23 protein-coding genes are annotated in these 24,167 nt (G+C 72.3%); 12 read left to right on the top strand and 11 right to left on the bottom strand.

Annotation, left to right across the window (positions count from 1 at the left end; translation table 11 throughout):
* The first annotated feature begins 60 nt into the window (after positions 1-60).
* From cobC to cobA, 3 genes are read left to right on the top strand one after another with little or no spacing between them, the layout of a single operon-like run.
* Positions 61-1,164: an Rv2231c family pyridoxal phosphate-dependent protein CobC gene (cobC, locus tag ACN28F_RS23770; RefSeq protein WP_289210097.1), complete on the top strand. Its 1,104-nt coding sequence runs from the start codon at positions 61-63 to the stop codon at positions 1,162-1,164.
* Positions 1,164-2,213 (top strand): nicotinate-nucleotide--dimethylbenzimidazole phosphoribosyltransferase, encoded by a 1,050-nt coding sequence (cobT, locus tag ACN28F_RS23775; protein WP_421359758.1) that lies wholly within the window; start codon positions 1,164-1,166, stop codon positions 2,211-2,213. The genes cobC and cobT overlap by 1 nt, the downstream gene beginning before the upstream one ends.
* The gene (gene cobA, locus ACN28F_RS23780) at positions 2,210-3,442 is read left to right on the top strand and encodes a uroporphyrinogen-III C-methyltransferase (protein ID WP_421359760.1); all 1,233 of its coding nucleotides are present in this window, start codon (positions 2,210-2,212) and stop codon (positions 3,440-3,442) included. Before cobT ends, cobA begins: the two co-directional genes overlap by 4 nt.
* A 158-nt stretch (positions 3,443-3,600) precedes the next feature.
* Here cobA and otsB read toward each other — a convergent pair whose 3' ends face one another.
* Together otsB and ACN28F_RS23790 are read right to left on the bottom strand one after the other, a co-directional pair.
* Positions 3,601-6,210 carry a trehalose-phosphatase gene (otsB, locus tag ACN28F_RS23785; protein WP_421359762.1) on the bottom strand — a complete coding sequence of 870 codons (2,610 nt, stop codon included), beginning with the start codon at positions 6,208-6,210 and terminating at the stop codon, positions 3,601-3,603.
* A complete protein-coding gene (locus ACN28F_RS23790) occupies positions 6,211-7,608 on the bottom strand; it encodes an alpha,alpha-trehalose-phosphate synthase (UDP-forming) (RefSeq protein WP_289210101.1) in 1,398 nt (465 codons plus the stop codon).
* 390 nt (positions 7,609-7,998) lie between these two features.
* Between ACN28F_RS23790 and ettA the strand changes: the two genes are divergently transcribed.
* From ettA to ACN28F_RS23810, 4 genes are all read left to right on the top strand, one after another.
* Positions 7,999-9,675: an energy-dependent translational throttle protein EttA gene (gene ettA / locus ACN28F_RS23795; RefSeq protein WP_289210102.1), complete on the top strand. Its 1,677-nt coding sequence runs from the start codon at positions 7,999-8,001 to the stop codon at positions 9,673-9,675.
* A 49-nt stretch (positions 9,676-9,724) separates the two neighbouring features.
* Positions 9,725-10,180 carry an acyl-CoA thioesterase gene (locus ACN28F_RS23800; RefSeq protein ID WP_289210871.1) on the top strand — a complete coding sequence of 152 codons (456 nt, stop codon included), beginning with the start codon at positions 9,725-9,727 and terminating at the stop codon, positions 10,178-10,180.
* A complete protein-coding gene (locus tag ACN28F_RS23805) occupies positions 10,180-10,974 on the top strand; it encodes a hypothetical protein (protein ID WP_289210103.1) in 795 nt (264 codons plus the stop codon). Before ACN28F_RS23800 ends, ACN28F_RS23805 begins: the two co-directional genes overlap by 1 nt.
* Before the next feature lie 129 nt (positions 10,975-11,103).
* Entirely contained in the window at positions 11,104-11,742 is a 639-nt protein-coding gene (locus ACN28F_RS23810; RefSeq protein ID WP_289210104.1) for a YbjN domain-containing protein, read from the top strand.
* A 69-nt stretch (positions 11,743-11,811) separates the two neighbouring features.
* Here the strand turns inward: ACN28F_RS23810 and ACN28F_RS23815 are convergent, their stop codons facing one another.
* The 5 genes from ACN28F_RS23815 to ACN28F_RS23835 form a co-directional block, all read right to left on the bottom strand.
* Positions 11,812-12,282, bottom strand: coding sequence for a globin (locus tag ACN28F_RS23815; protein ID WP_289210105.1), 471 nt, complete (start codon positions 12,280-12,282; stop codon positions 11,812-11,814).
* A 45-nt stretch (positions 12,283-12,327) separates the two neighbouring features.
* A complete protein-coding gene (locus ACN28F_RS23820) occupies positions 12,328-13,794 on the bottom strand; it encodes an MFS transporter (RefSeq protein WP_289210106.1) in 1,467 nt (488 codons plus the stop codon).
* Positions 13,795-14,082: 288 nt separating this feature from the next.
* Positions 14,083-15,456, bottom strand: coding sequence for an IS607 family element RNA-guided endonuclease TnpB (gene tnpB, locus ACN28F_RS23825; RefSeq protein ID WP_421359764.1), 1,374 nt, complete (start codon positions 15,454-15,456; stop codon positions 14,083-14,085).
* The gene (locus ACN28F_RS23830) at positions 15,453-16,034 is read right to left on the bottom strand and encodes an IS607 family transposase (protein WP_421359766.1); all 582 of its coding nucleotides are present in this window, start codon (positions 16,032-16,034) and stop codon (positions 15,453-15,455) included. Before ACN28F_RS23830 ends, tnpB begins: the two co-directional genes overlap by 4 nt.
* A 52-nt stretch (positions 16,035-16,086) precedes the next feature.
* A complete protein-coding gene (locus tag ACN28F_RS23835; RefSeq protein ID WP_289210109.1) occupies positions 16,087-17,136 on the bottom strand; it encodes a mechanosensitive ion channel family protein in 1,050 nt (349 codons plus the stop codon).
* 261 nt (positions 17,137-17,397) lie between these two features.
* Here ACN28F_RS23835 and ACN28F_RS23840 point away from each other — a divergent pair, with 261 nt between their 5' ends.
* On the top strand, positions 17,398-17,934 hold the full coding sequence (locus ACN28F_RS23840; protein ID WP_289210110.1) for an HNH endonuclease: 537 nt from the start codon (positions 17,398-17,400) through the stop codon (positions 17,932-17,934).
* An 11-nt stretch (positions 17,935-17,945) separates the two neighbouring features.
* Here ACN28F_RS23840 and ACN28F_RS23845 read toward each other — a convergent pair whose 3' ends face one another.
* Together ACN28F_RS23845 and ACN28F_RS23850 are read right to left on the bottom strand one after the other, a co-directional pair.
* Entirely contained in the window at positions 17,946-18,956 is a 1,011-nt protein-coding gene (locus tag ACN28F_RS23845) for a class F sortase (protein ID WP_289210111.1), read from the bottom strand.
* A gap of 15 nt (positions 18,957-18,971) precedes the next feature.
* Positions 18,972-19,454, bottom strand: a complete 483-nt coding sequence (locus ACN28F_RS23850) for a hypothetical protein (RefSeq protein ID WP_353850564.1) — start codon at positions 19,452-19,454, stop codon at positions 18,972-18,974.
* Between the two features lie 193 nt (positions 19,455-19,647).
* On the opposite strand from ACN28F_RS23850, the gene ACN28F_RS23855 reads away from it, so the two are divergent.
* Genes ACN28F_RS23855 through ACN28F_RS23865 form a run of 3 tightly spaced genes read left to right on the top strand, consistent with a single transcriptional unit; the run spans position 19,648 to position 21,885 of the window.
* Positions 19,648-21,156, top strand: coding sequence for an amidase (locus tag ACN28F_RS23855; RefSeq protein WP_421359769.1), 1,509 nt, complete (start codon positions 19,648-19,650; stop codon positions 21,154-21,156).
* Between the two features lie 32 nt (positions 21,157-21,188).
* Positions 21,189-21,479 carry a hypothetical protein gene (locus ACN28F_RS23860; protein ID WP_289210114.1) on the top strand — a complete coding sequence of 97 codons (291 nt, stop codon included), beginning with the start codon at positions 21,189-21,191 and terminating at the stop codon, positions 21,477-21,479.
* Positions 21,466-21,885: a DUF5130 family protein gene (locus tag ACN28F_RS23865; protein ID WP_421359771.1), complete on the top strand. Its 420-nt coding sequence runs from the start codon at positions 21,466-21,468 to the stop codon at positions 21,883-21,885. The genes ACN28F_RS23860 and ACN28F_RS23865 overlap by 14 nt, the downstream gene beginning before the upstream one ends.
* Positions 21,886-21,904: 19 nt before the next feature.
* On the opposite strand, the gene ACN28F_RS23870 is transcribed toward ACN28F_RS23865, so the two are convergent.
* Together ACN28F_RS23870 and ACN28F_RS23875 are read right to left on the bottom strand one after the other, a co-directional pair.
* Complete coding sequence (locus tag ACN28F_RS23870; protein WP_289210115.1) at positions 21,905-22,939, bottom strand: NAD(P)-dependent alcohol dehydrogenase; 1,035 nt, start codon at positions 22,937-22,939, stop codon at positions 21,905-21,907.
* A gap of 477 nt (positions 22,940-23,416) precedes the next feature.
* Positions 23,417-23,647, bottom strand: coding sequence for a GntR family transcriptional regulator (locus tag ACN28F_RS23875; protein WP_289210116.1), 231 nt, complete (start codon positions 23,645-23,647; stop codon positions 23,417-23,419).
* Between the two features lie 111 nt (positions 23,648-23,758).
* Here ACN28F_RS23875 and ACN28F_RS23880 point away from each other — a divergent pair, with 111 nt between their 5' ends.
* Positions 23,759-24,052, top strand: a complete 294-nt coding sequence (locus tag ACN28F_RS23880; RefSeq protein ID WP_289210117.1) for a hypothetical protein — start codon at positions 23,759-23,761, stop codon at positions 24,050-24,052.
* The last annotated feature ends 115 nt before the right edge of the window (positions 24,053-24,167 follow it).

Here is a 24,167-nt window from a genome sequence, read left to right on the forward strand (position 1 = left end):
CGTGTCACAAGCGTCACCCTTCGTCGATTTCACCCCCTCCGGGCGGGCATGATCCCCGTCATGCAGCAGTCGGATCGGACACCGGAGGACGGCCAGCCGGCCCAGCGCGGCCAGCCACCCGAGTACGACCTGGGGCACCACGGCGACGTCGACGCCACCCCCGGCCTGGTCGACCTCGCGGTCAACGTCCGCGTCGGCGAACCACCCCACTGGCTGCTCGCGCCGGTCCGGGCCAGCCTCGGCGACCTGGCCCGCTACCCCGACCAACGGCCCGCCCGCGCCGCCGTCGCCGCCCGGCACACCCGCCCGCCCGACGAGGTCCTGCTCACCGCCGGTGCCGCCCAGGGCTTCGTGCTGCTCGCCCAGGCACTGCGCGACGCCCGCCACCCGGTGGTGGTGCACCCGCAGTTCACCGAGCCGGAGGCCGCCCTGCGCGCCGCCGGACACCGGGTCGACCGGGTGCTGCTACGCCCCGACACCGGCTTCACCCTCGACCCGGCGCGGATCCCCGCCGACGCCGACCTGGTCTTCATCGGCAACCCGACCAACCCGACGTCGGTGCTGCACCCGGCCGACACGATCGCCGCCCTCACCCGGCCCGGCCGGACCGTCGTCGTCGACGAGGCCTTCGCCGACACCACCTGCGCCGCCGGCGTACCGGGCGAACCACAGTCGCTGGCCGACCGCCGCGACCTGCCCGGCCTGGTGGTGGTCCGCAGCCTCACCAAGACCTGGGCCCTGGCCGGGCTGCGCATCGGCTACCTGCTCGGCCCGGCCGCACTGCTGGCCCGCCTCGCGGCGGTCGCGCCGCTGTGGCCGGTCGCCACCCCGGCGCTGGTCGCCGCCGAGATCTGCGCCAGCCGCCGGGCGGTCGGGGCCGAACGCCGGTACGCCGCCACGCTCGCCGCCGACCGCGGCCACCTGCTCCGCCGGCTTCGGGAACTGCCCGGCGTCACCGTCGCCGGCACCCCGGCCAGCGCCTTCGTGCTGCTCCATCTCGTCGGCGCCGATCAGGTCCGCCGCCGGTTGCGCCAGCAGGGCTGGGCGGTACGCCGAGGCGACACCTTCCCCGGACTGGGCCCCGACTGGCTGCGGGTGGCGGTACGGGACACTGCCACCACCGACGCGTTCGTCCACGTGCTGCGCGCGACCCTGGAGGACTGATGCTCGACACGGCCCTGGCCGCAATCCGACCACTCGACGACGACGCGATGGCACAGGCCCGGGCGCTGCACGCCCGGCTGACCAAACCCGCCGGATCACTCGGCGTACTGGAGGAACTGTCGGTGCGCCTGGCCGGGCTCGCCGGTGCCTGCCCGCCGCCGCTGCCCGAACCGGGCGCGGTGGCGATCTTCGCCGCCGACCACGGCGTGCACCGCCAGCGGGTGACCGGCTGGCCGCAGGAGGTCACCGCCCAGATGGTGGCCAACTTCCTGGCCGGCGGCGCGGTCGTCAACGCCTTCGCCCGGCAGGTCGGGGCGAGCGTGACCGTGGTCGACGTCGGGGTCGCCACCGCGCTGGAGCCGGCGGACGGCCTGGTCCAGGCCCGGGTCCGGCCCGGTACGGCCGACCTGGCCAGCGGCCCGGCGATGACCGTCGACGAGGCCCGGGCCGCCATCGACGTCGGCCTGCGCGTCGCGGCGGACCTGCACGCCGCCGGTGCGCGGGTGCTGCTCACCGGCGACATGGGCATCGCCAACACCACCGCCGCCGCCGCGCTGGTCGCCGGCTTCACCGGTGCCGACGCCGCCGAGGTCACCGGCCGGGGCACCGGGGTCGACGACGAGACGTACCGGCACAAGGTCGCCGTCGTCGCGGCGGCACTGCGCCGGCACCGGCCCGACCCGGTCGATCCGATCGGTGTGCTGGCCGCGATCGGTGGGCTGGAGCACGCCGCGCTCAGCGGCTTCATCCTCGGTGCCGCCGCCCGCCGGATCCCGGTGATCGTCGACGGGGTCAGCGCGGTCGCGGCGTCGCTCGCGGCGGCGTCGCTCGCCCCGGCGGCCACCGGCGCGATGGTCGCCGGGCACCGCTCGGTGGAGCCGGGCGCTACGGTAGGGCTGCGGCACCTCGGCCTGCAGCCACTGGTCGATCTGGGGCTGCGCCTGGGGGAGGGCACCGGCGCCCTGCTCGCCTGGCCGATCGTGGCCAGCGCGGTCCGGGTCCTGCACGAGGTGGCCACCTTCGACGCGGCGGGAGTCTCCGAGAAGTGAACCTGTACCCCCTGGGGCTGCGCCTGGCCGGCCGCCGGGTGCTGGTGGTCGGCGGCGGCACCGTCGCCACCCGACGGGTCCCGGCGCTGCTGGACGCCGGGGCCGACGTACTCGTGGTGTCACCGGAACTGACCCCGACGCTGCACGGCCTGGTGACCGCCGGCCGGGTGGACTGGCGGCCGCGCCGGTTCGAGCCGGCCGACCTCGACGGGGTCTGGCTGGCCCAGGTCGCCGTGGACGACGCGGCTGCCGCCGCCGAGGTGAGCGCCGCCGCCGAGCCACGCCGGGTCTTCTGCGTCCGCGCCGACGACCGCACCGAGGCCACCGCCTGGACCCCGGCCGTCACCCGGCACGGCCCGGTGACCGTCGCGGTGCTCGGTGGCGGCGATCCGCAGCGGGCGGTCCGGGTCCGCGACGCGATCGGTCAGCGGCTCGCCGACGGCAGCATCCCGGTCGCCGACCCGGCGCCGGCCCCGGCGTCCGCCGGGTCGACCACCGGCCGGGTGGTGCTGATCGGCGCCGGCCCCGGCGACCCCGAGCTGATCACCGTGAAGGGCCGACGGCTGCTCGCCGAGGCCGACGTCGTCGTCGCCGACCGGCTGGTCCCCGGCCTGCTGCTGGACGAGCTGCCGGCCCGGGTGGAGCTGATCGACGCGGCGAAGATCCCGTACGGTCCGGCCGCCGCCCAGGAGGAGATCAACCGGATCCTGGTCGACCGGGCCCGCACCGGGGCGACCGTGGTGCGGCTCAAGGGCGGCGACCCGTACGTCTTCGGTCGCGGCGGGGAGGAGCTGCTCGCCTGCGTCGAGGCCGGCGTACCGGTCTGCGTGGTGCCGGGGGTGACCAGCTCGATCGCCGCGCCCGCCGCCGCCGGCGTGCCGGTGACCCATCGCGGCGTAGCCCACGAGTTCACCGTGGTCTCCGGGCATCTGCCGCCGGGACACCGGCTGTCCCTGGTGGACTGGCCGGCACTGGCCCGGCTGCGCGGCACCCTGGTGGTCCTGATGGGGCTGAAGAACCTGTCGGCGATCACCGACACGTTGCTGACCAACGGTCGCAGCGGGGACACTCCGGTGGCGGTGGTGCAGGAGGCGACCACCGGCGCCGAGCGGGCGCTGACGTCCACGTTGGCCGCCGTGGCCGGCGACGTCGTGGCCGCCGGGCTGCGGCCGCCGGCGGTGGTGGTCGTCGGCGACGTGGTGCACGCGCTGCGCCCGGACGCCGGCTGAAGCCGGTCCTGCGCGCTGACGGCCAAACTGGGCCCTGAAGGCCTGGTCCGGCGCTGAGGTCGGTCCGGCGCTGAGGTCGGTCCGACGCTGAGGTCGGTCCGACGCTGAGGTCGGTCCGGCGCGCCGCGCGACGGCGGACGCGCCGGACCTTCACCCGGTCAGAGCGTGAGCATGTCGTCCAGCAGCAGGGCGCACCGGATCAGACCCAGATGGCTGTACGCCTGCGGATGGTTGCCCAGTCCGCGCTCGGCCATCGGGTCGTACTGCTCGGGCAGCAGACCGGTCGGACCGGCGGTGTCGATCATCTGCTCGAACAGTTCCTCGGCGTCGCTGCGCCGACCGGTCCGCAGGTACGCCTCGATCAGCCAGGCGGTGCAGATGTGGAATCCGCCCTCCCGGCCGGGCAGGCCGTCGTCCCAGCGGTAGCGGTAGACGACCGGGCCGCTGCGCAGGTCGGCCTCGACCTTCAGGACGGTGGCCAGGAACCGGGGGTCGTCGTCGGGCAGCAGCCCGGACAACCCGATCCACAGCGACGAGGCGTCCATCTCCTCGTCGCCGTAGGCGACCGTGTACGCGCCGGCCTTCTCGTGCCAGCCGTACTCCAGCACGTTGTGCCCGATCCGGTCGCGCAGCTCGACCCACTCCGGCCGTTCGCCGCCGCCGTGACGGCGCACCATGTGCAGCGCCCGGTCCACCGTCATCCAGCACATCACCTTGGAGAAGACGTGGTGCCGGGGGGCGAGTCGCGCCTCCCACAGGCCGTGGTCGGGCTCGTGCCAGCGGCGCTCCACCGCCTGCACCATCGCCTCCAGCACCCGCCACTCGTCGTCGCGGACGGATCCGCGCGCGTCGGCGACCACCGCGAGCAGGTCGGCGATCGGACCGAACACGTCGAGCTGCAGCTGATGGTTGGCCAGGTTGCCGACCCGGACCGGGCGGGAACCGGCGTAACCGGGCAGGGTGTCGATGACCGCCTCGGCGCCCAGCTCGAAACCCTCGACTGTGTAGAGCGGGTGCAGCCGCTCCGGGTGCCCGCCGGTGCGGTCCACACAGCCGTCCACCCAGCGCAGGAACGCCTCGGCCTCGGTCAGCGAGCCGAGGTCGACCAGCGCGCGGGCGCTCATCGCGGCGTCGCGCAGCCAGCAGTAGCGGTAGTCCCAGTTGCGGACCCCGCCGAGCTCCTCCGGTAGGGAGGTGGTCGCGGCGGCGAGGATCGACCCGGTCGCCTCGTGGCACAGCCCGCGCAGCGTCAACGCGCTGCGGGTGACCAGTTCCCGGCCGGTGCTGGGCAGCTTCAGCTCGCGGACCCAGTCCCGCCAGGGCTGTTCGGCGGCGGACTGCCGCTGCTGCACCGGTACGGTGTGGTGCTCCAGGCTGTGCGAGCCGAACCGCAGCTCCATGGTGAGCATCCCGCCGAGCGCGGCCAGGTCGACCAGGGCCCGGGCGGTCTCCCGGCCGCCGTCGTCGACGACCTTCCACTCCACGCCGGGGGAGTAGAGCGCGACCGGTTCGTTGGAGCCGAGCACCAGCAGCCCGTCGCCGAGCGGCTGCAGCTGGACGGCGACCTGACCGAACTCGGGCCGGGGCGCGAACTCCAGCTGGGCCTGGCCGGTGCCGGTGAGCACCCGCACCAGGGTGGAGTCGGCGCCGGGGACGACGGTGTCGTCGGCGGCCGGCTCGGCGGTGGGCAGGTCGAGCCAGTCGGTGACGGTCAACCCGGACCAGCGGGTCTCCACGGTCATCGTGCCGGGCCGGTAGCGCTGCCCCAGCGGCAGTCCGCCCCGGGCCGGGGCGACGGTGAAGTGGCCGGCCGGTGCCCCGCCGAGCAGGTCGGCGAAGATCGCCGACGAGTCCGGCCGGGGGTGGCACAGCCAGGTGACCCTGGCGTCCGGGGTGAGCAGCGCGATGGTGCGTCCGTTGGCGAGCATCGAGTGCCGCTCGATCGGTACGGCGTGCTCGCCGTAGAGCCAGTTGCGTCGGGTCTCCAGCAGTACGCCGAGCAGCCGGGCGGCGTCGATCGGCTCGGCCACCCGGAAGTCCGCCCGGGTCTCGCCGTCGCCGATCTTGACGCCGACGTCCGGGCCGTGCAGGTTGGCGAAGGCGCTCTCGTCGGTGATCGAGTCGCCGATGAACAGCACTGCGCTGGCGGAGGTCTGGGTCCGGATCTGGTCCAGGGCGGTGCCCTTGTCGGTGGCGACCACCGACAGCTCGACCACCTCCTTGCCCTGGGTCACGGTGACGTCGGGCCAGCTGGCCGGGCCGGACCGGACCGCGTCGACCACCTCGGCGGCGACCTGCGGGTCGGCACCCCGGGTGTGCACCGCCACGCTGGCCGGTTTGACCTCCAGCCGGATTCCCGGCCGGTCCTTGATCAGCTGCCGTAGCTCCCGCTTGAGCTGGGAGTGCACCTGCAACTGCTCGGGGGCGAGCCGTTCGACGAAGCCGATGTCGAACTCGGAACCGTGGCTGCCGACCAGGTGGACCTCGCTGGGCAGCCGCGACAGTGCGGCCAGGTCACGCAGCGCCCGGCTGGAGACCACCGCGACGGTGGTCTGTGGCAGGGCGGCCAACGCGCGTACCGCCGCGACCGACTCCGGCAGCGGCACGGCCTTGGCCGGGTCCTCGACGATCGGCGCGAGGGTGCCGTCGTAGTCGCAGGCAACCAGGAGTATCGGCATCCGGGCGATCCGCCCGATCGCCGCGCGCAGCTCGGGATCGATCCGGTCCGCGGCCGCGCGTACGTCCCCGTCAAGGACGGACGTTTTCATTCATTCCTCCGTCTCGGGCACACCGAGTTCTGTGAGGAAGGAGCGGGCCCAGTGGCCGACGTCATGGGTCCGTAGGTGGCGTTGCATGATCCGCATCCGCCGCCGGGCCTCGGAACTGTCGACGTGCACCGCCCGCAGCAACGCGTCCTTGACGCCGTCCGGGTCGTGCGGGTTGCACAGGAACGCTTGCCGCAGCTCCGTCGCGGCACCGGCGAACTCGCTGAGCACGAGTGCCCCGCCGGTGTCGGCGCGAGCCGCGACGTACTCCTTGGCCACCAGGTTCATTCCGTCTCGCAGTGGTGTCACCATCATCACATCGGCCGCGCGGTAGAGCGCGGCGAGTTCACTGCGACTGTACGACTGGTGCAGGTAGTGCACGGCGGGCACACCCACCCGGCCGAATTCACCATTAATCCGACCAACTTCGCGCTCCACCTTGACCCGAAGTGCCTGGTAGTGCTCGACCCGTTCGCGGCTGGGCGTGGCGACCTGCACCATAACCGCGTCCGGAACTGTCAGCTTTCCGTCAGCAAGAAGTTCGCGGAAGGCTTTCAGCCTCAGTTCGATGCCCTTGGTGTAGTCCAGTCGGTCCACCCCGAGGATGACGGTCTTCGGATCCCCCAGCTCGGCCCGGATCTGCTTGGCCCGCGCCTGCACCGACGGGTCGTGGGCCATCCGCTCCATCTCGGGTACGTCGATCGAGATGGGGAACGCGCCGGCCTTCACCTTGCGTCCGTCGACCTGGATCATCTGGCCCTCGTAGCGCAGCCCCAGCAGGTGCCGGGCCAGCCGGACGAAGTTCTGGGCCGCCAGCCGCTGCTGGAAGCCGACCAGGTCGGCGCCGAGCAGGCCGCGCAGGATCTCGGCCCGCTGCGGCATCTGCATGAACAGCTCGATCGGCGGGAACGGGATGTGCAGGAAGAATCCGATGCGCAGGTCGGGCCGGATCTCCCGGAGCATCGCCGGCACCAGCTGCAACTGGTAGTCCTGCACCCAGACGGTGGCACCCTCGTCGGCGACCTCGGCGGCCGCCTCGGCGAACCGGGCGTTGACCACCCGGTACGCCTCCCGCCAGCGGCGTTTGAACGCGGGCGTCTCCACCGCGTCGTGGTACAGCGGCCAGATGGTGGCGTTGGACTGGCCTTCGTAGTAGCGTTCCAACTCCTCGGCGCTCAGTGGCACCGGGTGCAGCCGGATGCCCTCCAGGTCGAAGGGGTCGGGCGCGGCTCCTGCGCCGCCGGCCCAGCCCACCCAGGTGCCATGGTGCTGGGCGAGCACCGGATGCAGGGCGGTCACCAGCCCGCCGGGGCTGCGACGCCACTGGCGTCCTTCGGACGTGGTCACCTCGTCCACCGGTAGGCGGTTGGCGACCACTACGAACGAGCTCCGAACCGTCACGTTCCGTACACCTCCGGTGATTACGGGACCGCCATGAGCGTACTGTGCGGGTCAGGCGGTTGGACCCCCGTCCCCCTCCTGGCGTCCCAGTTGTTCCCGCCCCTGGTGCCCAGCCGGGCCGGCCGCCGAAACCAGTGGGGATGGTGTGGTCTGCGACACCGCGCCCGGTGCGGCCGGTTCACGAGCGGTCGCACCGTGGGGTGACATGCGGTCGGGGGGCCGGACCTGTCAGGATTGACGACGGCGTACAGACGTAGCACCAGTCCGCCCGCTCGCGGGCGGGCCTGCATGAGCACCAGTCCGCCCGCTCGCGGCGGGGGTGGGTCGGCGAGAGCCGCGAGACGCCCGCGTCCGGCGGGTTCCACGAGAGTTCTGGAGGTAGGCCGCACCGTGGCCCAGTACATCTACGTCCTCGAGAGGGCGCGCAAGGCGCACGGCGACAAGGTCGTGCTGGACAACGTGACGCTCAGCTTCCTACCCGGCGCCAAGATCGGCGTGGTGGGCCCGAACGGTGCCGGTAAGTCCAGCCTGCTCAAGATCATGGCTGGCCTGGACCGGCCCAGCAACGGTGATGCCCGGCTGATGCCCGGCTACACCGTCGGCCTGCTGTCCCAGGAACCGCCGCTCAACGACGCGAAGACGGTGCTCGGCAACATCGAGGAGGCCGTCGCCGAGACCAAGGCGAAGCTGGAGCGGTTCAACAAGATCGCCGAGCAGATGGCGACCGACTACTCCGACGAGCTGATGGACGAGATGGGCCGGCTGCAGGAGGAGTTGGACCACGCCGACGCCTGGGACGTCGACTCCAAGCTCGAACTGGCCATGGACGCGCTGCGCTGCCCGCCGCCGGACGCCGACGTGACCCAGCTCTCCGGTGGTGAGCGGCGCCGGGTCGCGCTGTGCAAACTGCTGCTGGAGGCACCGGACCTGCTGCTGCTCGACGAGCCCACCAACCACCTGGACGCCGAGAGCGTCAGCTGGCTGGAGCAGCACCTGGCCAAGTACGCGGGCACCGTGATGGCGATCACCCACGACCGCTACTTCCTGGACAACGTGGCCGGCTGGATTCTCGAACTCGACCGGGGCCGGGCCGTCGGCTACGAGGGCAACTACTCCACCTATCTGGAGAAGAAGGCCGCCCGGCTGGCGGTCGAGGGCCGCCGCGACGCCAAGATGAAGAAGCGGCTCACCGAGGAGCTGGAGTGGGTCCGCTCCAACGCCAAGGCCCGGCAGACCAAGTCCAAGGCCAGGCTCGACCGCTACGAGGAGATGGCCAGCGAGGCGGAGAAGACCCGCAAGCTGGACTTCGAGGAGATCCAGATCCCGCCGGGCCCGCGACTGGGCAACACCGTCATCGAGGCGGTGAACCTGAAGAAGGGCTTCGGCGACCGGGTCCTGATCGACAACCTGAGCTTCTCGCTGCCGCGCAACGGCATCGTCGGCATCATCGGGCCGAACGGGGTCGGCAAGACCACTTTGTTCAAGACCATCGTCGGGCTGGAGCAGCCGGACAGCGGTCAGGTGCGCGTCGGCGAGACCGTACAGCTGTCCTATGTCGATCAGAACCGGTCCGGTCTGGACGGCAGCAAGACGGTCTGGGAGGTCGTCTCCGACGGACTGGACCACCTCATGGTCGGCAAGGTCGAGATGCCGTCGCGGGCCTACGTCGCCGCGTTCGGGTTCAAGGGCCCGGACCAGCAGAAGCCGACGAAGGTGCTCTCCGGTGGCGAGCGCAACCGGCTCAACCTCGCGCTCACCCTGAAGATCGGCGGCAACGTCATCCTGCTCGACGAGCCGACCAACGACCTGGACGTGGAGACCCTGTCCAGTCTCGAGAACGCCCTGCTGGAGTTCCCCGGCTGCGCCGTGGTCATCTCCCACGACCGGATGTTCCTGGACCGGGTCGCCACGCACATCCTCGCCTGGGAGGGTGACGACACCGACCCGGCGAAGTGGTTCTGGTTCGAGGGCAACTTCGAGTCGTACGAGAAGAACAAGATCGACCGGCTGGGCGCCGAGGCGGCCCGGCCGCACCGGGTGACCTACCGCAAGCTCACCCGTGACTGACCTGGCCTCGGCGGGCAGCGTACCGGCGGGTGGCGCACCCACCGGTACGCTGCCCGCCGTACCCGGCGGGCAGCGCTACACCTTCCACGCCGCGCTGCGCTGGTCGGACCTTGACGCGTACGGGCATCTGAACAACGCCCGGTTCCTGACCCTCTACGAGGAGGCGCGGGTCGCGCTGATGTTCTCCGGTGGCCGGGCCTGGGGTGTCGACTCGTTCGCCGACGGGGTGCTCATCCACCGGCACGAGGTCGACTATCTGCGTCCGGTCGACTACCGGTTGGGTCGGGCCACCGCCGAGCAGGCACCCAGCGTACGGATCGAGCTCTGGATCGAGCAGGTCCGGCCGTCGCGGTTCACCGTGGCGTACGAGATGTTCGACGGTGACCAGGTGGTCAGCCGGGCCCGGTCGGTCCTGGTGCCGTTCGACCTCGGCCAGGGGCGGCCGCGTCGGCTGACCGACGCCGAGCGGGCCTTCCTGCTGCCGTACGTGCGGCCCGCCGACTGATGGCCGCCGCCTCCCCGGCGGACCCGGGGGCGTCCGGCGGTCACGGGATCACCGGGCTCGCCGACGCCGGCGCCTTCCTCGCCCGGCTGACCCGGCTGGACCCCGCCGCCGTCGTGCGGCTGCGGTCGGTCGGACCGGGTCGGACCGAGCTCTGGGCCCGGCTGCCCTGGTCGGTGCTGGTCCAACGGACGGTCGCCGGACCGGGGCCCGGCGACGTGACCGTCGCCGCCGGGGATCTGCTGGCCCGGCTCGCCGGTGCCGACGGCGTCCTGCCGTCGCGTCGCGACGACGCCTGGCGGTGGCCGGTGCCGTCCGGGACGGTCCGGACCGTGGAGACCGTCCCGGCCGACGAGGTCCGCCGGGTGGCCGCCGCCGCTGCCGGCACCCTGCGGGCCGCCCAGCGCGACGGCGTCGGCGGCCGGGCGGTCGGCGCGCGGGCGCTGCGCGATGCCCTGCTCGACCACGTCGCGATCGTGGTGACCGGCGACGACGCGCCGACCCTGCGGGTCGAGGTTCGTCAGTCGCTGGTGCAGGCGGTGGTCCGGATGAGTTTCCTAGGGGCCAAGGTCGGCCCGGCCCGCCATCGCCAGCCAGTTGGATCTTGGCACCTGGCCGGGCGTCGCGAGCCGGGATCGGGGCCGGTGTCCGGCGGGCCGACCGACGGTGGTACGTCAGTGGTACGGGTCCGGACAGTAGGCAACTGGGTAGGACTTGATGCGCCGTACGGCGTCGCCTGGACACAAAGAGTTAACAATTTGACGCTAGCGCCGATAGCCAATCAGTCGAACGGCTGATGCCTCATCATCCCTCTGGTTCGGGGGGGCCGGTGGGGGGGTGTCTCGGCCCGGCTATCCGGGTACCGTCGTGCCTCGGATCCGACGCAATGTAGGCGCTCGGATCCGCTGGGGAGTGAGGTGCGCATAATGCCGTGGTGGTCGTGGCGCTCCGGTCACGCGAATGCCGAAGAGACAAGTACCCGAAGCAGGTCGGGAGCGGACAGCGGTGTGCGGCTGGGGCCGCCCGCGCCACGTGTGCCGGAACAGAGCGTCCGGCCTGCGGCTGAACTCGGGCCGACCAGACCAGCCGGGCTGCCCTGCCCGGTTCCGGTGCCCGCAGCGGCATCAGGTAAGGAGATGTCGTCGCAGGTCGCGCCGGTGACCCTGCGCCGCGTCGGGGACGCGCTCGACCTGCTCGACATCCGGTATCTCGCCGACGGCGACGGCAGCCTGCTGGCGATGTGGGAACGGCACGCCGTGCTGTTCACCCTCGAGGGACCGGACGACGAGATCCTGGTGGTACGGGCCCGTCCGCACTCGACGGTGCCACCGGACTGGGCCGACCGCGCCTATCGGGTGGTCAACGAGTGGAACCACACCCGACGCTTCTGCAAGGCCTACGTCGGCGACCCCACCGACCGGGGTCAGCTGCCGATCTACGCCGAGTTGCAGGTCCCGTTGGCCGCTGGCGCGCACGACGCGTTACTGGTCGAGGTGCTCGACTGCGGTGCTGCGGTGGCGACCACCTTCGTGGACTGGTTGCACGACGAGGGGGCGCTGCTCTAGCGGCCGTCGCACCGGTGGCGGGTCCGGCGCGACCCGCCCTGCCCGTCAGCCGGCGGCGGGACCGCCCGGTCAGCCGGCGGACAGGTCGCGCCCGGGCGGCTGGGTCGGCTCCATCTCGTTCACCATGAAGTACGCGGCCCGCTCGAGGTAGTCCCAGAGCAGGCTGGCGAGCTCAGGATGCAGCTGCAGCCGGTCGACCGCCCGGCGCATGTGCCGCAGCCACGCGTCCCGCTCCGCGACTCCGATCCGGTACGGCGCGTGGCGCATCCGTAGCCTCGGATGGCCCCGCTGCTGGGAGTAGGTACCCGGACCGCCCCAGTACTGCATCAGGAACAGCGTCAGCCGCTCCGCAGCCGGTCCCAGATCCGCCTCCGGGTACATCGGCCGCAGCAACGGATCGTCGGCGACGCCGGCGTAGAACTCGTCCACGAGACGACGGAAGGTCGGCTCGCCGCCGACGGCGGTGAAGAAGGTCGCCGCCGGGTCGCCGGCGGCGGGCGGCGTGCCGGAGGCACCGGTGGCGGGATCGGACGCTGTCACGCTTCCATCCTGCCAGCCGGGGCGCGGGCGGTCGGCCCGGGTCCGTCAGGCGCTGCCGACCTGGCTCGGCGGCTGGTCGCCGGCGCCGCCGGCCCGGTTCTGGCCAGCGCTCCCGGCGTGTTGGTCGGGTCGACTCCGTGGCACCAGCCGCCCGACCGCCGATCCCGTCGGCCCGCTGCCGGCCGAACCCGTCGCGCCGGCGGTCGGCGGCGTCGTCGTCTCGGCGACCGCGACCGCGGCGGCAGCGGCGTCGAAGCGCTCCGCGTCCGGCCACCGCAGCAGCGCCAGCGAGACCACGATCGCCCCGGCCAGGCTCCACAACCCGACCACCGTGGGGATGTCGAAGCGGTCGGCGAGCACCCCGGTGAGCAGCACCGCCGTGCCCTGGCTGACCTGCATCCCGGTCGCCACCACCCCGAACGCGCGGGCACGGTAGCCCTGGGGCAGGGCCCGGACGAACAACCCGTTGGTCACCGGCAGCAGCCCGGCCACCGCGAAGCCGCAGACGGCGGCCAGCGCAGCCACCACGACGGGACTGGGGTCGAACATCACCGGGGCCAGCACGAGTGGGGCGAGCACCGCGAACGGTCGGATCAGTCGGCTGCGTCGGTCCGGCCGGACGAACCGGCCGATGAGCAGGCCACCGAGGATGTAACCGGTCGGGCTGGCCGCCATGATCATGGCCTGGGCGAGACCCCGGTCGGCGTCGTCGACGCCCGGTTGGGCCGCCCACTCGGCCGCCCACGCGGCCGCCAGCCCTTCGGGGACGATCGCGAACAACGGAACCGTCCACACCAGTACCGCGATGGCGCGCAGGACGTCGGTGCCCCACACCAGCCGGAACCCTTCCGCCGTCTCGCGCAGCAGATGCTGACGGCCGTCGACGCTGGTCGTCGCCGGTCGGGCCCGGATCCCCAGCCGGACCACCAGCGCCGACAGCGCGAACGTCGCGGCGTTGAGCAGCAGCGCCGCACGGGGGTTGACCGCGGCGACGGCCGCACCGGCGACGTACCCGCCGACCTGGACGAGCTGGCTGGTGCTGGCGTTGACCGACAGCCCGACGATCAGCCGGTCGCCGGTCAGGATGGTCGGGATCAGCGCGGATCGGGCCGCCTGGTTCGGTGGGCTCGCCAGGGTGGCGCAGAAGAGCAGCCCCAGCATCGCCCACACCGGCAGTCCGGGGATCGCCACCAGCGCGATGAGCACCATCCGGATGAGGTCGGTGGTGATCATGACCCGGTGGTACGGGTACCGTTCAGCGACCGTGGTCAGCAACGGCCCACCGATCAGCCAGGGCAGGAAACTGACCGCGAAGGCGGCCGCCGACAGCGCGACCGACTGGGTCTGCCGGTAGACCAGCACCGTGACGGCGGCCTTCGCGATGTAGTCGCCGGCCCAGGACAGCGTCACCGAGGCGAACAGGAAACGAAACTCCCCGACCGCGAAGACATCGCGGAAGGTGGCCGGTTTCCCGGCGTGGTGTGTCTCGTCGGACACGGACGGCGCCTCCATCGTTCTCGGCGGCCCGCTCGTGGCAGGTGCGCCGGGGAACGTCCCGGACGTACGGCTGAGCGAAGTGGCGGTGACACTCCGATGACACTCGTCCCGGATCATGCCCGATCGGGTGACATCTGGCTAGTGTGAACGGCTGGTTTGTCGTCACTCTGACTAAACGTACGGATGACAACCAGACCGCCATCCGGCGTCGCCGCCCTGCTCATCGGCTGATGGTGACCACCCCCGCCGGCCGTGCCGTCGGGCGGGCTCAGGTCGCCGTGCCCGCGATTCCGCCGTTACCTCTCAGTGGGCTTTAGTGAGCGCACGGTTGGTAGTCCTGCCTTGCGGTAGGACGGTCCCGGTCTGATCCGCTTGAGCGGTGCCGGGTTCACGCTTCACGGCCACCTGCCCGCGTGCGCGGGTCTTCTGGTCGGCTCGACGTGCTGCCACCGGGCCACTCCCGGCGGTTGCCGCCGCAAGGGCGGCCAGGTTCACCGCGGCGTTGTGGTCACGGTCGATGACCAGACCGCACGCCTCACACCGGTATTCACGCTCGGGCAGGGCCAGCTTGGTTTTCACCGTGCCACAGCCCGAGCAGGTCTTGCTGGACGGGTACCAGCGGTCGGCCACCACAAGCCGGCCGCCGTTCCATCCGGTCTTGTACGCCAACTGGCGGCGGATCTCCGCGAATCCGGCGTCGGCGACGTGCCGAGCCAACCGCCGGTTGCGCAGCATGCCGGTGACGTTGAGGTCTTCCACCACAACGGTGCCGTACGTCGTGGCGAGTCGGGTGGTGAGCTTGTGCAGCCCGTCACGGCGCAGATGAGCGACCCGGGCGTGAGCACGACCGAGCCGGCTCGCGGCCCGTTCCCACCGCTTCGAGGGACGTCGTCCGGTACGCCGGTCCGGGCCCTGCTTGCGCGACAGCGTCCGGCCGAGCGCATGCATCCGTTGCCGCGCGGCCACGAGGTGGCGCGGGTTGTCGACCAACTCGCCGGTGGACAGCACCGCGAGATGCCGGATACCGACGTCCACACCAACCACCGAGCCGGGTCGGGCCGGGCTGCGTTCGGCGCGTTCGACCTCGACGGTGAACGACACATGCCACCGCCGGCCATCACGACGCACTGTCGCGGACATGATCCGGGCGGTGCCGGCTTCAATACGGCGGGCGAGCTTGCGGGCGGACTCGTGCAACTTCAACCGGCCCAGCCGGGGCAGCACCACATGCTTGCGGTCCGGTTCGACCCGGATCGCCCCGGTGGTGAACCGCACGCTGGGCGTGGTACGGCGGCGGGACTTGAACCGGGGGAAACCCGACGGCCGACCGGCGCGTTTCCCGCTGCGGGAATCAGCCCAGTTACTCAACCCGCGAGCGAGCGCGTCGAGGCCGGTGTTGAACGCCTCCTTCGACACCTCACCCCACCACGGCGCGACTTCGGGCTTCGCGGCGTTCCATGCCTTCCGAAGACCGGCCAGCGACCAGGACAGTGACGGCGTCAGCAACTCGTCTGGCACGCCATAGGAGCGTTCGGCGATGCGCTGGCCCATGACCGCCTTGACCCTCGCGAGCGCCCAGTTGTGGGCGAGCCGGGCGGCCCCAGCGTGCGCAAGGACGTCGCGTTCCTGGCGCGAGGTGAGGTCGAGGGCGAACCGGTACGCCTGGATCGTCTTCACGCCGGGCCACTCCCGGTGGCGACTTCGACCGCCCGGCGGACACGGTTCGCGCCAGCGCGACGCCCGTACAGGCGGGCGCACAACGACGTCAGGATCTCCGTCACGTCGCGGACCAGATCATCGTCGACCTCAGCCGGGTCGACCACCAGCAGCCGGCGGCCCTGCGCGGCCAGCGCCGCCTCAACGCACTCGGCCCCGAACCGGGCGAACCGGTCCCGATGCTCAACCACGATCGTCGCCACCTTCGGGTCGCGCAGCAGCGCGAGGAACTCCTCGCGGTGCCCGTTCAACGCGGATCCAACCTCGGTCACCACCCGGTCGACGCCGAGTTTCCGCCCGGTGGCCCACACGGTGACCCGGGCGACCTGCCGGTCCAGGTCGGGTTTCTGATCGGCTGAGGACACCCGGGCGTACACCACGGTCTGCCCCGTCTCGGCCGACGTGCCGGTGACCGGCTCACCGACCATGATCAGTCGACCGATCCGGTAGGTGGGAACAGGCAGCGTCCCGGCTGCGTACTGTCGCCGAGCGGTGATGTACGCGATGCCGGTCGACGCTGCCCACTCCTTGAGGTTCACGCGAGCATCATAGCAGCCTCAAGAGCGCCATAGATGCCCGAAGCGCCAACAGTCAGCTACCCTCCTGCTCACCGGCCGACCCACGGGCGACGAACATCCGCCCGGCGGCGATCTGCGCCGAGATCCCGGAGGTCTGCAACGCGGCGGCCAACTGGCGGCGCAACTGCCTACCCACAGTGAACTGGCCCTCCGCGGTGGTCTTGGCGACCGTACGGATCACCGCGCCGTCGATCGTGATCTGTTCCACGCCGAGTACGTCGGGCGGCTCGACGAAATGGTCGGCGAACTCACCGTCGGCGGCCACCCCCAGAGCGGCGGTACGCAGTACCGCGGTGGCCTGCTCCGGGTCGGCGAAGCCGATCGGCATGTCGACCACGACCATCGCCCAGCCCTGGCTCTTGTTGCCGACCCGGATGATCTCCCCGTTGCGGATGTACCAGAGCACGCCACGGGCGTCGCGGACCGTGGTGATCCGTAGGCCGACCGCCTCCACCACTCCGGTCGCCTCGCCGAGGTCGACCGTGTCACCCACCCCGTACTGATCCTCCAGCAGCATGAACAGGCCGGAGAGCAGATCCTTCACCAGCGCCTGCGCCCCGAAGCCCAACGCGATGCCGGCGATGCCGGCGCTGGCCAGCAGCGGGGCGAGGTTGAAGCTCAGCTCGCCGAGGATCAGCAGGACAGCGAGGGAGAACACCACCGCGCTGACCATGCTGCGCAGCACCGACCCGATCGCCTCGGCCCGTTGCCGCCGTCGCTCCGGCATCGCCACCGGTCCGACCGGTGGCACCCGTTCGCGCAGCGGGCGCAGGATCGCCGGGCCGGACACCGTCGAGGTGCTGGTCACCAACCGCCGGATGGCCCGGTGCAGCAGGTACCGCAGCACCACCGCCGCGATCACGATCAACAGGATCCGGATCGGCTTGACCAGCAGCCAGAAACTCCCCTCGGCCAGCCAGGGCAGGCCGGTCCAGTCGAACACCTGGTTGCAGACCGGATCGTCCTGCGGGCACTCCGGGCTCACCGTCGGCGCGGGTGACTCCTGCGCCGACCAGGCCAGTGGCCCGGCGGCGTCAGCGGGTGGTAGCAGCTGCACGGTCATTTCGTACCGTACGTCGCCCACCGGTCGGCGGGCGGCCCACCCGGGCGGTGGAACCGGACGCAACAGGTCATCGGCGCACCATCCGCCGACCGCACACGGGGTAGCGGCCGAATAGTACGTGCATTCGGGTCATCTATCGGGGACTATTGGCGCACAGGTGTCGGCGTCACGCCGACGCAGGTCACGGTCCGATGGTCGGATCGTGTCGATTCACGTCGGGTGCCAGGAGCGGGTGGGAACACAACCGGGAGGGTGAGCGGGATGCCTGACATACGACCCACGGTGGGCTCCGGTTCGTTGGTGCTCAATGCCACGTACGAGCCGCTGTGTGTCGTGTCGGTGCGTCGGGCCGCCATTCTCGTGCTCTCCGCGAAGGCGGTCTGCGTCGCCGACGGCGAGGGCATGCTGCACAGCGCCCGGCAGCATCTGCCGGTGCCGTCGGTGGTGCGCCTAACCCGGTACGTCCGGGTGCCGTACCGCACCCATGTCGGCCTGTCCCGGCGGGCGATCTTCGCCCGCGACGGCGGGCGCTGCGGCTACTGCCGGGGCCCGGCGGAGACCATCGACCACGTCTTCCCCCGCAGCCGGGGCGGCCGGCACGTCTGGGAGAACGTGGTCGCCGCCTGTGCCCGCTGCAACCACACCAAGGGTGACCGGACACCGGCGGAGCTGGGCTGGCGGCTGCAGACCGCGCCGGCGGCGCCGAAGGGTACGGCCTGGCGGGTGCTCGGACACCGGGCGCCCGATCCACGGTGGGCCGACTGGCTGGACCTGCCCGAGGTCGAAGCCGCTGCCTGAACCGGGCCGGCTCAGCCGCCCTCGGCGTCGACCAGGGAGGCGAAGACGACCACGTTGTCCGCGTACCCGGTGGAGCCACCCACCCACTGGCCGCCGCAGGTGATCAGGCGCAGGCCCGCGCGGCTGTAGTCGGCGTACACCCGCTCGGCCGGCAGGGACGACTTGTCGAACCGTTCCACCGAGTTGACCTCGAAGACCGCCACCGAGCCGTCCATCCGCCGGATCTGGATCTTCGCACCCGGCTGCAGCGTGCTCGCCTGGTAGAACACCGACGGCCCGGTGGTGGTGTCGACGTGTCCGACGATCACCGCCGGGCCGTTCTCGCCCGGCGTCGGGCTCGCCACGTACCAGCCGGCCTCGTTGTGCCGGTTCAGCTCCGGTACGGCGATCGTGCCGTCGTCGGCCAACCCGACGTCGTGCACCGCCGCCTGCAGCCGCAGCGACGGAATGGTCAGGCTGACCGGGTCACTGGCCGCCATCGGCGGGTGTTCCCGGCTGACGTGGCGCTCCCCGCCCGGCAGCCACCGCGCCAGCGGCGTGCCGGTGACCCGTTCGAAGCCGAACCCGGCGACGAACACCCCGACGACGATCAGCACCAGGGCCACCGGGCGCAACCGGGGCGTACCTGATCGGGCCCGCCCGGCGGCACCCGCGACCTGCCCGACACCGGCCCGACCGCGCCGGCGACCCCACGGCCAGCCCCGGTGGGCGCCGGAGCCGCGCCGCCGGGCCGGTGCGGACCGGTCGGCCGCCCGGGAGCGGCCCGGCGGGCCGGTGGGCTGCGAGGCCGCTACGGCGGCCACCCCGCGCACCGGTGCCCGGGCGATGCCCCGGGCGGTACCCGGGATCGCCGGCAGTGGCACCACCGGACCGTCGGCATCCGAGGCCGGCCTGGGCCGGCCGTAGGTGCTCACCCGTGGCGTGACCGTGTGCGCGGTGGTCCCGGCTGTGCCGATCTGAGCCAGCACCGACACCAGAGCGCCGTACAGCCGGTCCTGCGACGGTGCGCGACGGGCGGCCATCTGGCCGTCGGCGGGTCAGGCGCCGGAGTCGGCGCGGCGGCGGCGCATGGCGAGCAACCCGATGCCCACCCCCAGCCCGACCGCGGCGATCCCACCGGTCAGCAGGGCCGAGCCGCCGGCTCCGGTACCGGCCGAGGCGGTGCCGCCCCCGCCGGCGTCCGGCCCCCGGGTCGGATGGGCGGTACCGGTCACGGTGAGCGTGGTGGTCGCCGTGTTGCCGTTCTGGCACTGCAGGTCGACCGGGTAGCGCCCCGGCCGTTTGCTGCCGGGCACCGTCACCTGGCCGGTGAGCAGACCCTGGTCGGGCGTGACGATCACCCGGCCGAAGGCGTCCGACTCGACGGTCGCCTGGCTGTTGTTGTCGTCGCCGCAGCTGGCCCGGATCGTCAACCTCTCACCGGCCTGCACCGTGCTCGGCTCGGCCTCCACGTACGTGCTACCGGCGTAGGCCGGTGTCGCCGTCGCCAGGACCGTCGCGATGCCGATCAGCACGGCCATGGCCAGGCTGGCGAGCGTCCGGACCGGTTGCCTCGATTCCCGCATGATCCCCTCCCGAGCTCACCGGTCGGACTTCCCACCACGGCCACCGGCACGCCGTACCGACCGGGTGAATCGGGCCGTACCGACCGGGTGAACCCCGCCGCACCACCCGGGTGCGTCCGGTGCGCGGGTGGCCTGCCAGGATCGACCCATGCCGCAGATCCATGAGTTGAGCGCGGTGGAGCAGGCGGCCGCGGTCCGCCGGGGCGAACTGCGCAGCATCGACCTCGTCGAGCACTACCTGACCCGGATCGCCGCGCACTCCGACACCGTCGGCGCCTTCGTCACGGTCACCCCGGACGCCGCCCGCGCGCAGGCCAGGACACTCGACGAGGTCCCGCCGGCCGGCCGCGAGCGGCGGCACCCCGGCCCGCTGTACGGCGTACCGGTGGCGATCAAGGACCTCACGCTGACCGCCGGGGTGCGGACCACCTTCGGCTCGGCCGCGTTCGTCGACCACGTACCGAGCGTCGACGCCGACGTGGTGCGGCTGCTGCGCGCCGCCGGCACCGTCAGCCTCGGCAAGACCAGCGCCGCCGAGCTGGGCTGCTCCCTCTACACCGAGGGCGAGGTCGCCCCGCCCGCGCGCAACCCGTGGGATCTGACCTGCACCGCCGGCGGCTCCAGCGGGGGTGCCGCCGCTGCGGTCGCCGCCGGGTTGGTCCCGTTCGCGCAGGGCTCCGACGGCGGCGGCTCCAACCGGATCCCGGCCGCGCTCTGCGGCCTGGTCGGCTACAAACCGACCCGGGGGCTGGTCTCCGGTGGGCCCCTCGGCGCCGGCGGGTTCGGGCTGCCCAGCCACGGGCCGATCGCCCGGACGGTGACCGACGCCGCCGCGCTGCTCGACGCCATGGCGGTGCCGGTGCCCGGCGAGCCGTACCTGCCACCCGCCGCGCCGGCCGGCGGGTACCTGGCCGCCGCTCGGGCCGCCGATCCCGGTCGGCTGCGGATCGGCCGGTTCACCACCCCGATGCTCGCCGACGAACCGGTGCACCCCGACTGTGTGGCGGCGGTGGACACGGCGGCGGCGCTGCTCGCCGACGCCGGCCACGACGTGGTCGAGGTCCCGGCACCGCTCGGGCCGCAACTGTGGCCGCTGTTCGAGACCATCTGGTACGTCCTGGCGCTGTCCCCGGTGCCGCCACAGCGGCAGAACCAGCTGCTGCCACTGACCCGGCTGCTGCGCGAGCGCGGTCAGGCGATCAGCGCGGCGACGCTGGTCACCACGCTGAGTGAGCTGCAGGTCCAGGTACGCCGGGCGATGCACGCCGTCGCCGGGCTGGACCTGCTGTTGTGCCCGACGCTGAGTCGGCCACAGGCACCGGTCGGCTGGTTCACCGAAACGGGTGACCCGGCGGAGGATTTCGACCGGCAGCGGCGCTTCTCGCCGTACTGTGCGGTGTTCAACGTCACCGGGCAACCGTCGGTGTCCGTTCCGGTGGCGGACAGTGCTGCCGGTGCGCCGGTCGGCGTCCTGCTGACCGGGCAGGCCGGTGCGGACGCCACGGTGCTGGCCGCCGCCGCCCAACTTGAGCAGCGGGCCGGCCGGACCGGGCGGCACCCGGAGATCTGGTGGGCCGACGGCTCCGCTACCGTGAAGGCGTCTGAGCCGCAACGGGCTGGCGGCGCGGCCACGTCCAGGACTTCTGACATCCGCTGAGTCCCTTGAACCGATGCCGGGGGGCGTTGAGATTGTCTGTAACCCACACGGTGCTGTACTTCGTCGTCATCCCAGCGGTCGTCGTACTCGTGGTGGCCGCTCTGGCGCTGGTCGGCGGGCGCGGTGGGGCGGACCGCCGCTACCGTCCGGGCCGACCGTTCGAGTTCAGCCCGGTCTGGTACGTCGCCGCCGGCGACAGGTCCGCAGGGGTCCAGGCGGCGGAGCTGCCGGCCGGTACGGAACCGGCGGCGATCGAGTCCGCTGAGGCCGGTTCCGGGCAGTCCCGGCCGGGTGTGACGGGAGGCGCAAGTGACCGTTGGTGAGCAGGTGCACGAGCAGTCGAGTGACGCCACCCGCCGGGCCGCGACCATGCCGGGGCCGTTCAACACCCGGCAGCTGCTCCGCCTCGACGAGGCATTGCGGCTGGCGGACTCGGCGACCGGCCTGGCGTTCAGCATCTACGTCGGCGAGATCGAGGAGCCGTCCCGGGAGTACGCGGTGACCCTGCACCGGCAGCTCACCGACCCGGACGCCTCGGTGCTCATCGCCGTGTCGCCGAACCAGCGGCTGCTGGAGATCGTGACCGGCGCGCAGGCGCGCCGGCGGATCCCGGACCGCGACGCCAAGCTCGCCGCGCTGTCCATGGTGGCCTCCTTCGGCGGCGGCGACCTGGCCGGCGGCCTGGTCAGCGGCATCGACCAGTTGGCCTCGCGCGCCGGCAAGATCTGATCGGTCCGCTTCGTGCCGGTCAGGGCACCAGCACGGCCCGACCGTGGATCTTGCCCTCACGCAACTGCTGGTACGCCTGGACCGTCTCGGTCAGCGGGAACGTCTGCACCTCGGCGCGGAGCAGACCCTGCCGGGCGAGCGCGATCACCTCGGCCAGTTCGGCTCGGGTGCCCCAGAACGGGACGATCACGTCGGTCTCGAACGGCACTGGCGGCGGGCCTTCCGCGGTCGGTGTGACGGGCAGCGTACCGCCGCCGAGGCCGACGAGAGTGAGCTGCCCGCCGGTGGCGACGACCTGACGGGCCGTGTCGAGGGTTGCCTCGCCGCAGACGAAGTCGAGGACCACCTCGGCACCGTCCGGTGCCGGACCGGTCAGTTCGCGGATCTGCTCGACCGCCGCCGGCCCGGCCTGCACGGTGTGGTGCGCGCCCATCTGTTTGGCCAGCCGTAGCGCGGTGTCCCTGGTGTCCACCGCGATGATCGTCGCGGCGGTGGTCGCCGCGAGGATCTGTACGGCCATGTGACCGAGACCACCGATGCCGATGACCACGCAGCAGGTGCCGGGTCGGAGCGCGTCGCGGCTCAGTGAGATCGCGTGGTACGGGGTGAGCCCGGCGTCGGTCAACGGCGCCGCCTGCACCGGGTCAAGCCCGCCCAGCGGCAGCAGCCGGTCCGCCGGCACCACCACGTGGTCGGCCAGGCCGCCGTCGCGGCTGAGGCCGACGCCGCCGACCGGTACGGTGCGGCACTGGTTCTCCCGCCCGCGCAGGCAGGCCCGGCAGCGCCCGCAGCCGAGGATTCCGTACACCGCCACGGCGTCCCCGTCGGACCATCCGCTCACCCCTGGGCCGAGCTGAGCGACCCGGCCGGCGATCTCATGGCCAAGGGTCATCGGGGTGGGGAAGACCCCGGCGGGCGCGTCGAGGATGTGCAGGTCCGAGTGGCAAGCGCCGACGGCCGCCGTGGTCAGCAGCACCTCGCCGGGACCGGGGGTCGGGGTGGGCACCTCGACGAGTTCGAGGGTGCCCGGCGCGGTGAGTTGGATGGCACGCATGCCTTCAGCGTCGGCCCTGCCCGCCGGCCCCGTCCGGCGAACCGCCCCGGATCACCCGCTGCGGCTGAGTCGCCCCGTCCCGCGTCGCGCCGAAATGGATGCCGCCGTACCGACCTTGATCGGCGAAGTCGGGTCTTCTACGAGACGCGGTCCGTCGCGCCAAGGTAATAGCGGACGGCGGTCGTCAGGGCCGTGAGGGTCGGGTAGGTGAGCTGGCCGGCCGGTCCGGCGACTGACGCCGGTCGAGCGACCGCACCCGGGAGAGGTCGATGACAGCGGCGCTCGGCCAGTCCTGCCGGCTGAGCGGCACGAGGAAAGCAGGTGCGGGGTCGGGCGCGGTCCGTTCGCGCCTGCTCGGCGGTCGATCCGAGGGTCAGGCGTCGCGCTGCGCAAATGGTCGCTGCACACCCGACTGGGTGCCACAGTTGGTGCGCAGACAGCCGGCCGTGATCGGATCTGTCGTCGGATGATCGTCGGTCACCTCGGCCTGACGAAGACGCCCCGCCCTTTGACCACCTGGACGAGGCCCTCGTCTACGAGGACACGCACGGTGTGTAGCACGGTCCCTCGGGCGAGTCCGTACCGCTGCTGAAGCTGGACGACGCTGGGGATCGGCCGGCCCGGCGGTAGTTCTCCGGCTTCGATCTGGGCGCGAAGCAGGTCCGCGAGTTGGCGGTAGAGCGGCACCGGCCCGTCCGGATCGATCACGGCCCGAACGATATGCGTTGGCGGCGGGCCACATTCTGTTATGGCAGACCATGGACGACCATGTACCGCCAGCGGTAGAGTTCCTTCATCGACGCGGAATGAGGAGGGCCTATGGCCGAGACGTTGGTGGTTGGTCCGCGCCAGCTACCGGGGAGCGGTTTGGTGAGAGTCTGGATCGACAGCGGCAGCGGCGGCGGAAGCTATATCAAAGTCCGGCGGGAGCAGTTGGCACCTGCTGAGATGGCTCCGGCGAAGGTGAGGCCGCAATCTACCGGCTTCGCGCGCAGAACCGGCCAGCGCCTCCGCCACCGCCCGTTGACCGGAAGCCGTGACGACCTGGCAACGCTGCTGACCTCACGTCGACGGCGAGTTCCACATCTGGCCGCCGCCCTGCGCGTCGGCTGAGCCCGACGACCGGAAGGGCGGCACCGATGTGAGGCTGAGGCACCCTACGACTCAGTTGTCAGGTATCTCAGCCTCACATCGATGGCGTCCGGTGCGCCGAGCCGGCCGGTCGGCT

It is taken from the genome of Solwaraspora sp. WMMA2101 (genome assembly GCF_049179175.1).
Classification (GTDB): domain Bacteria; phylum Actinomycetota; class Actinomycetes; order Mycobacteriales; family Micromonosporaceae; genus Micromonospora_E.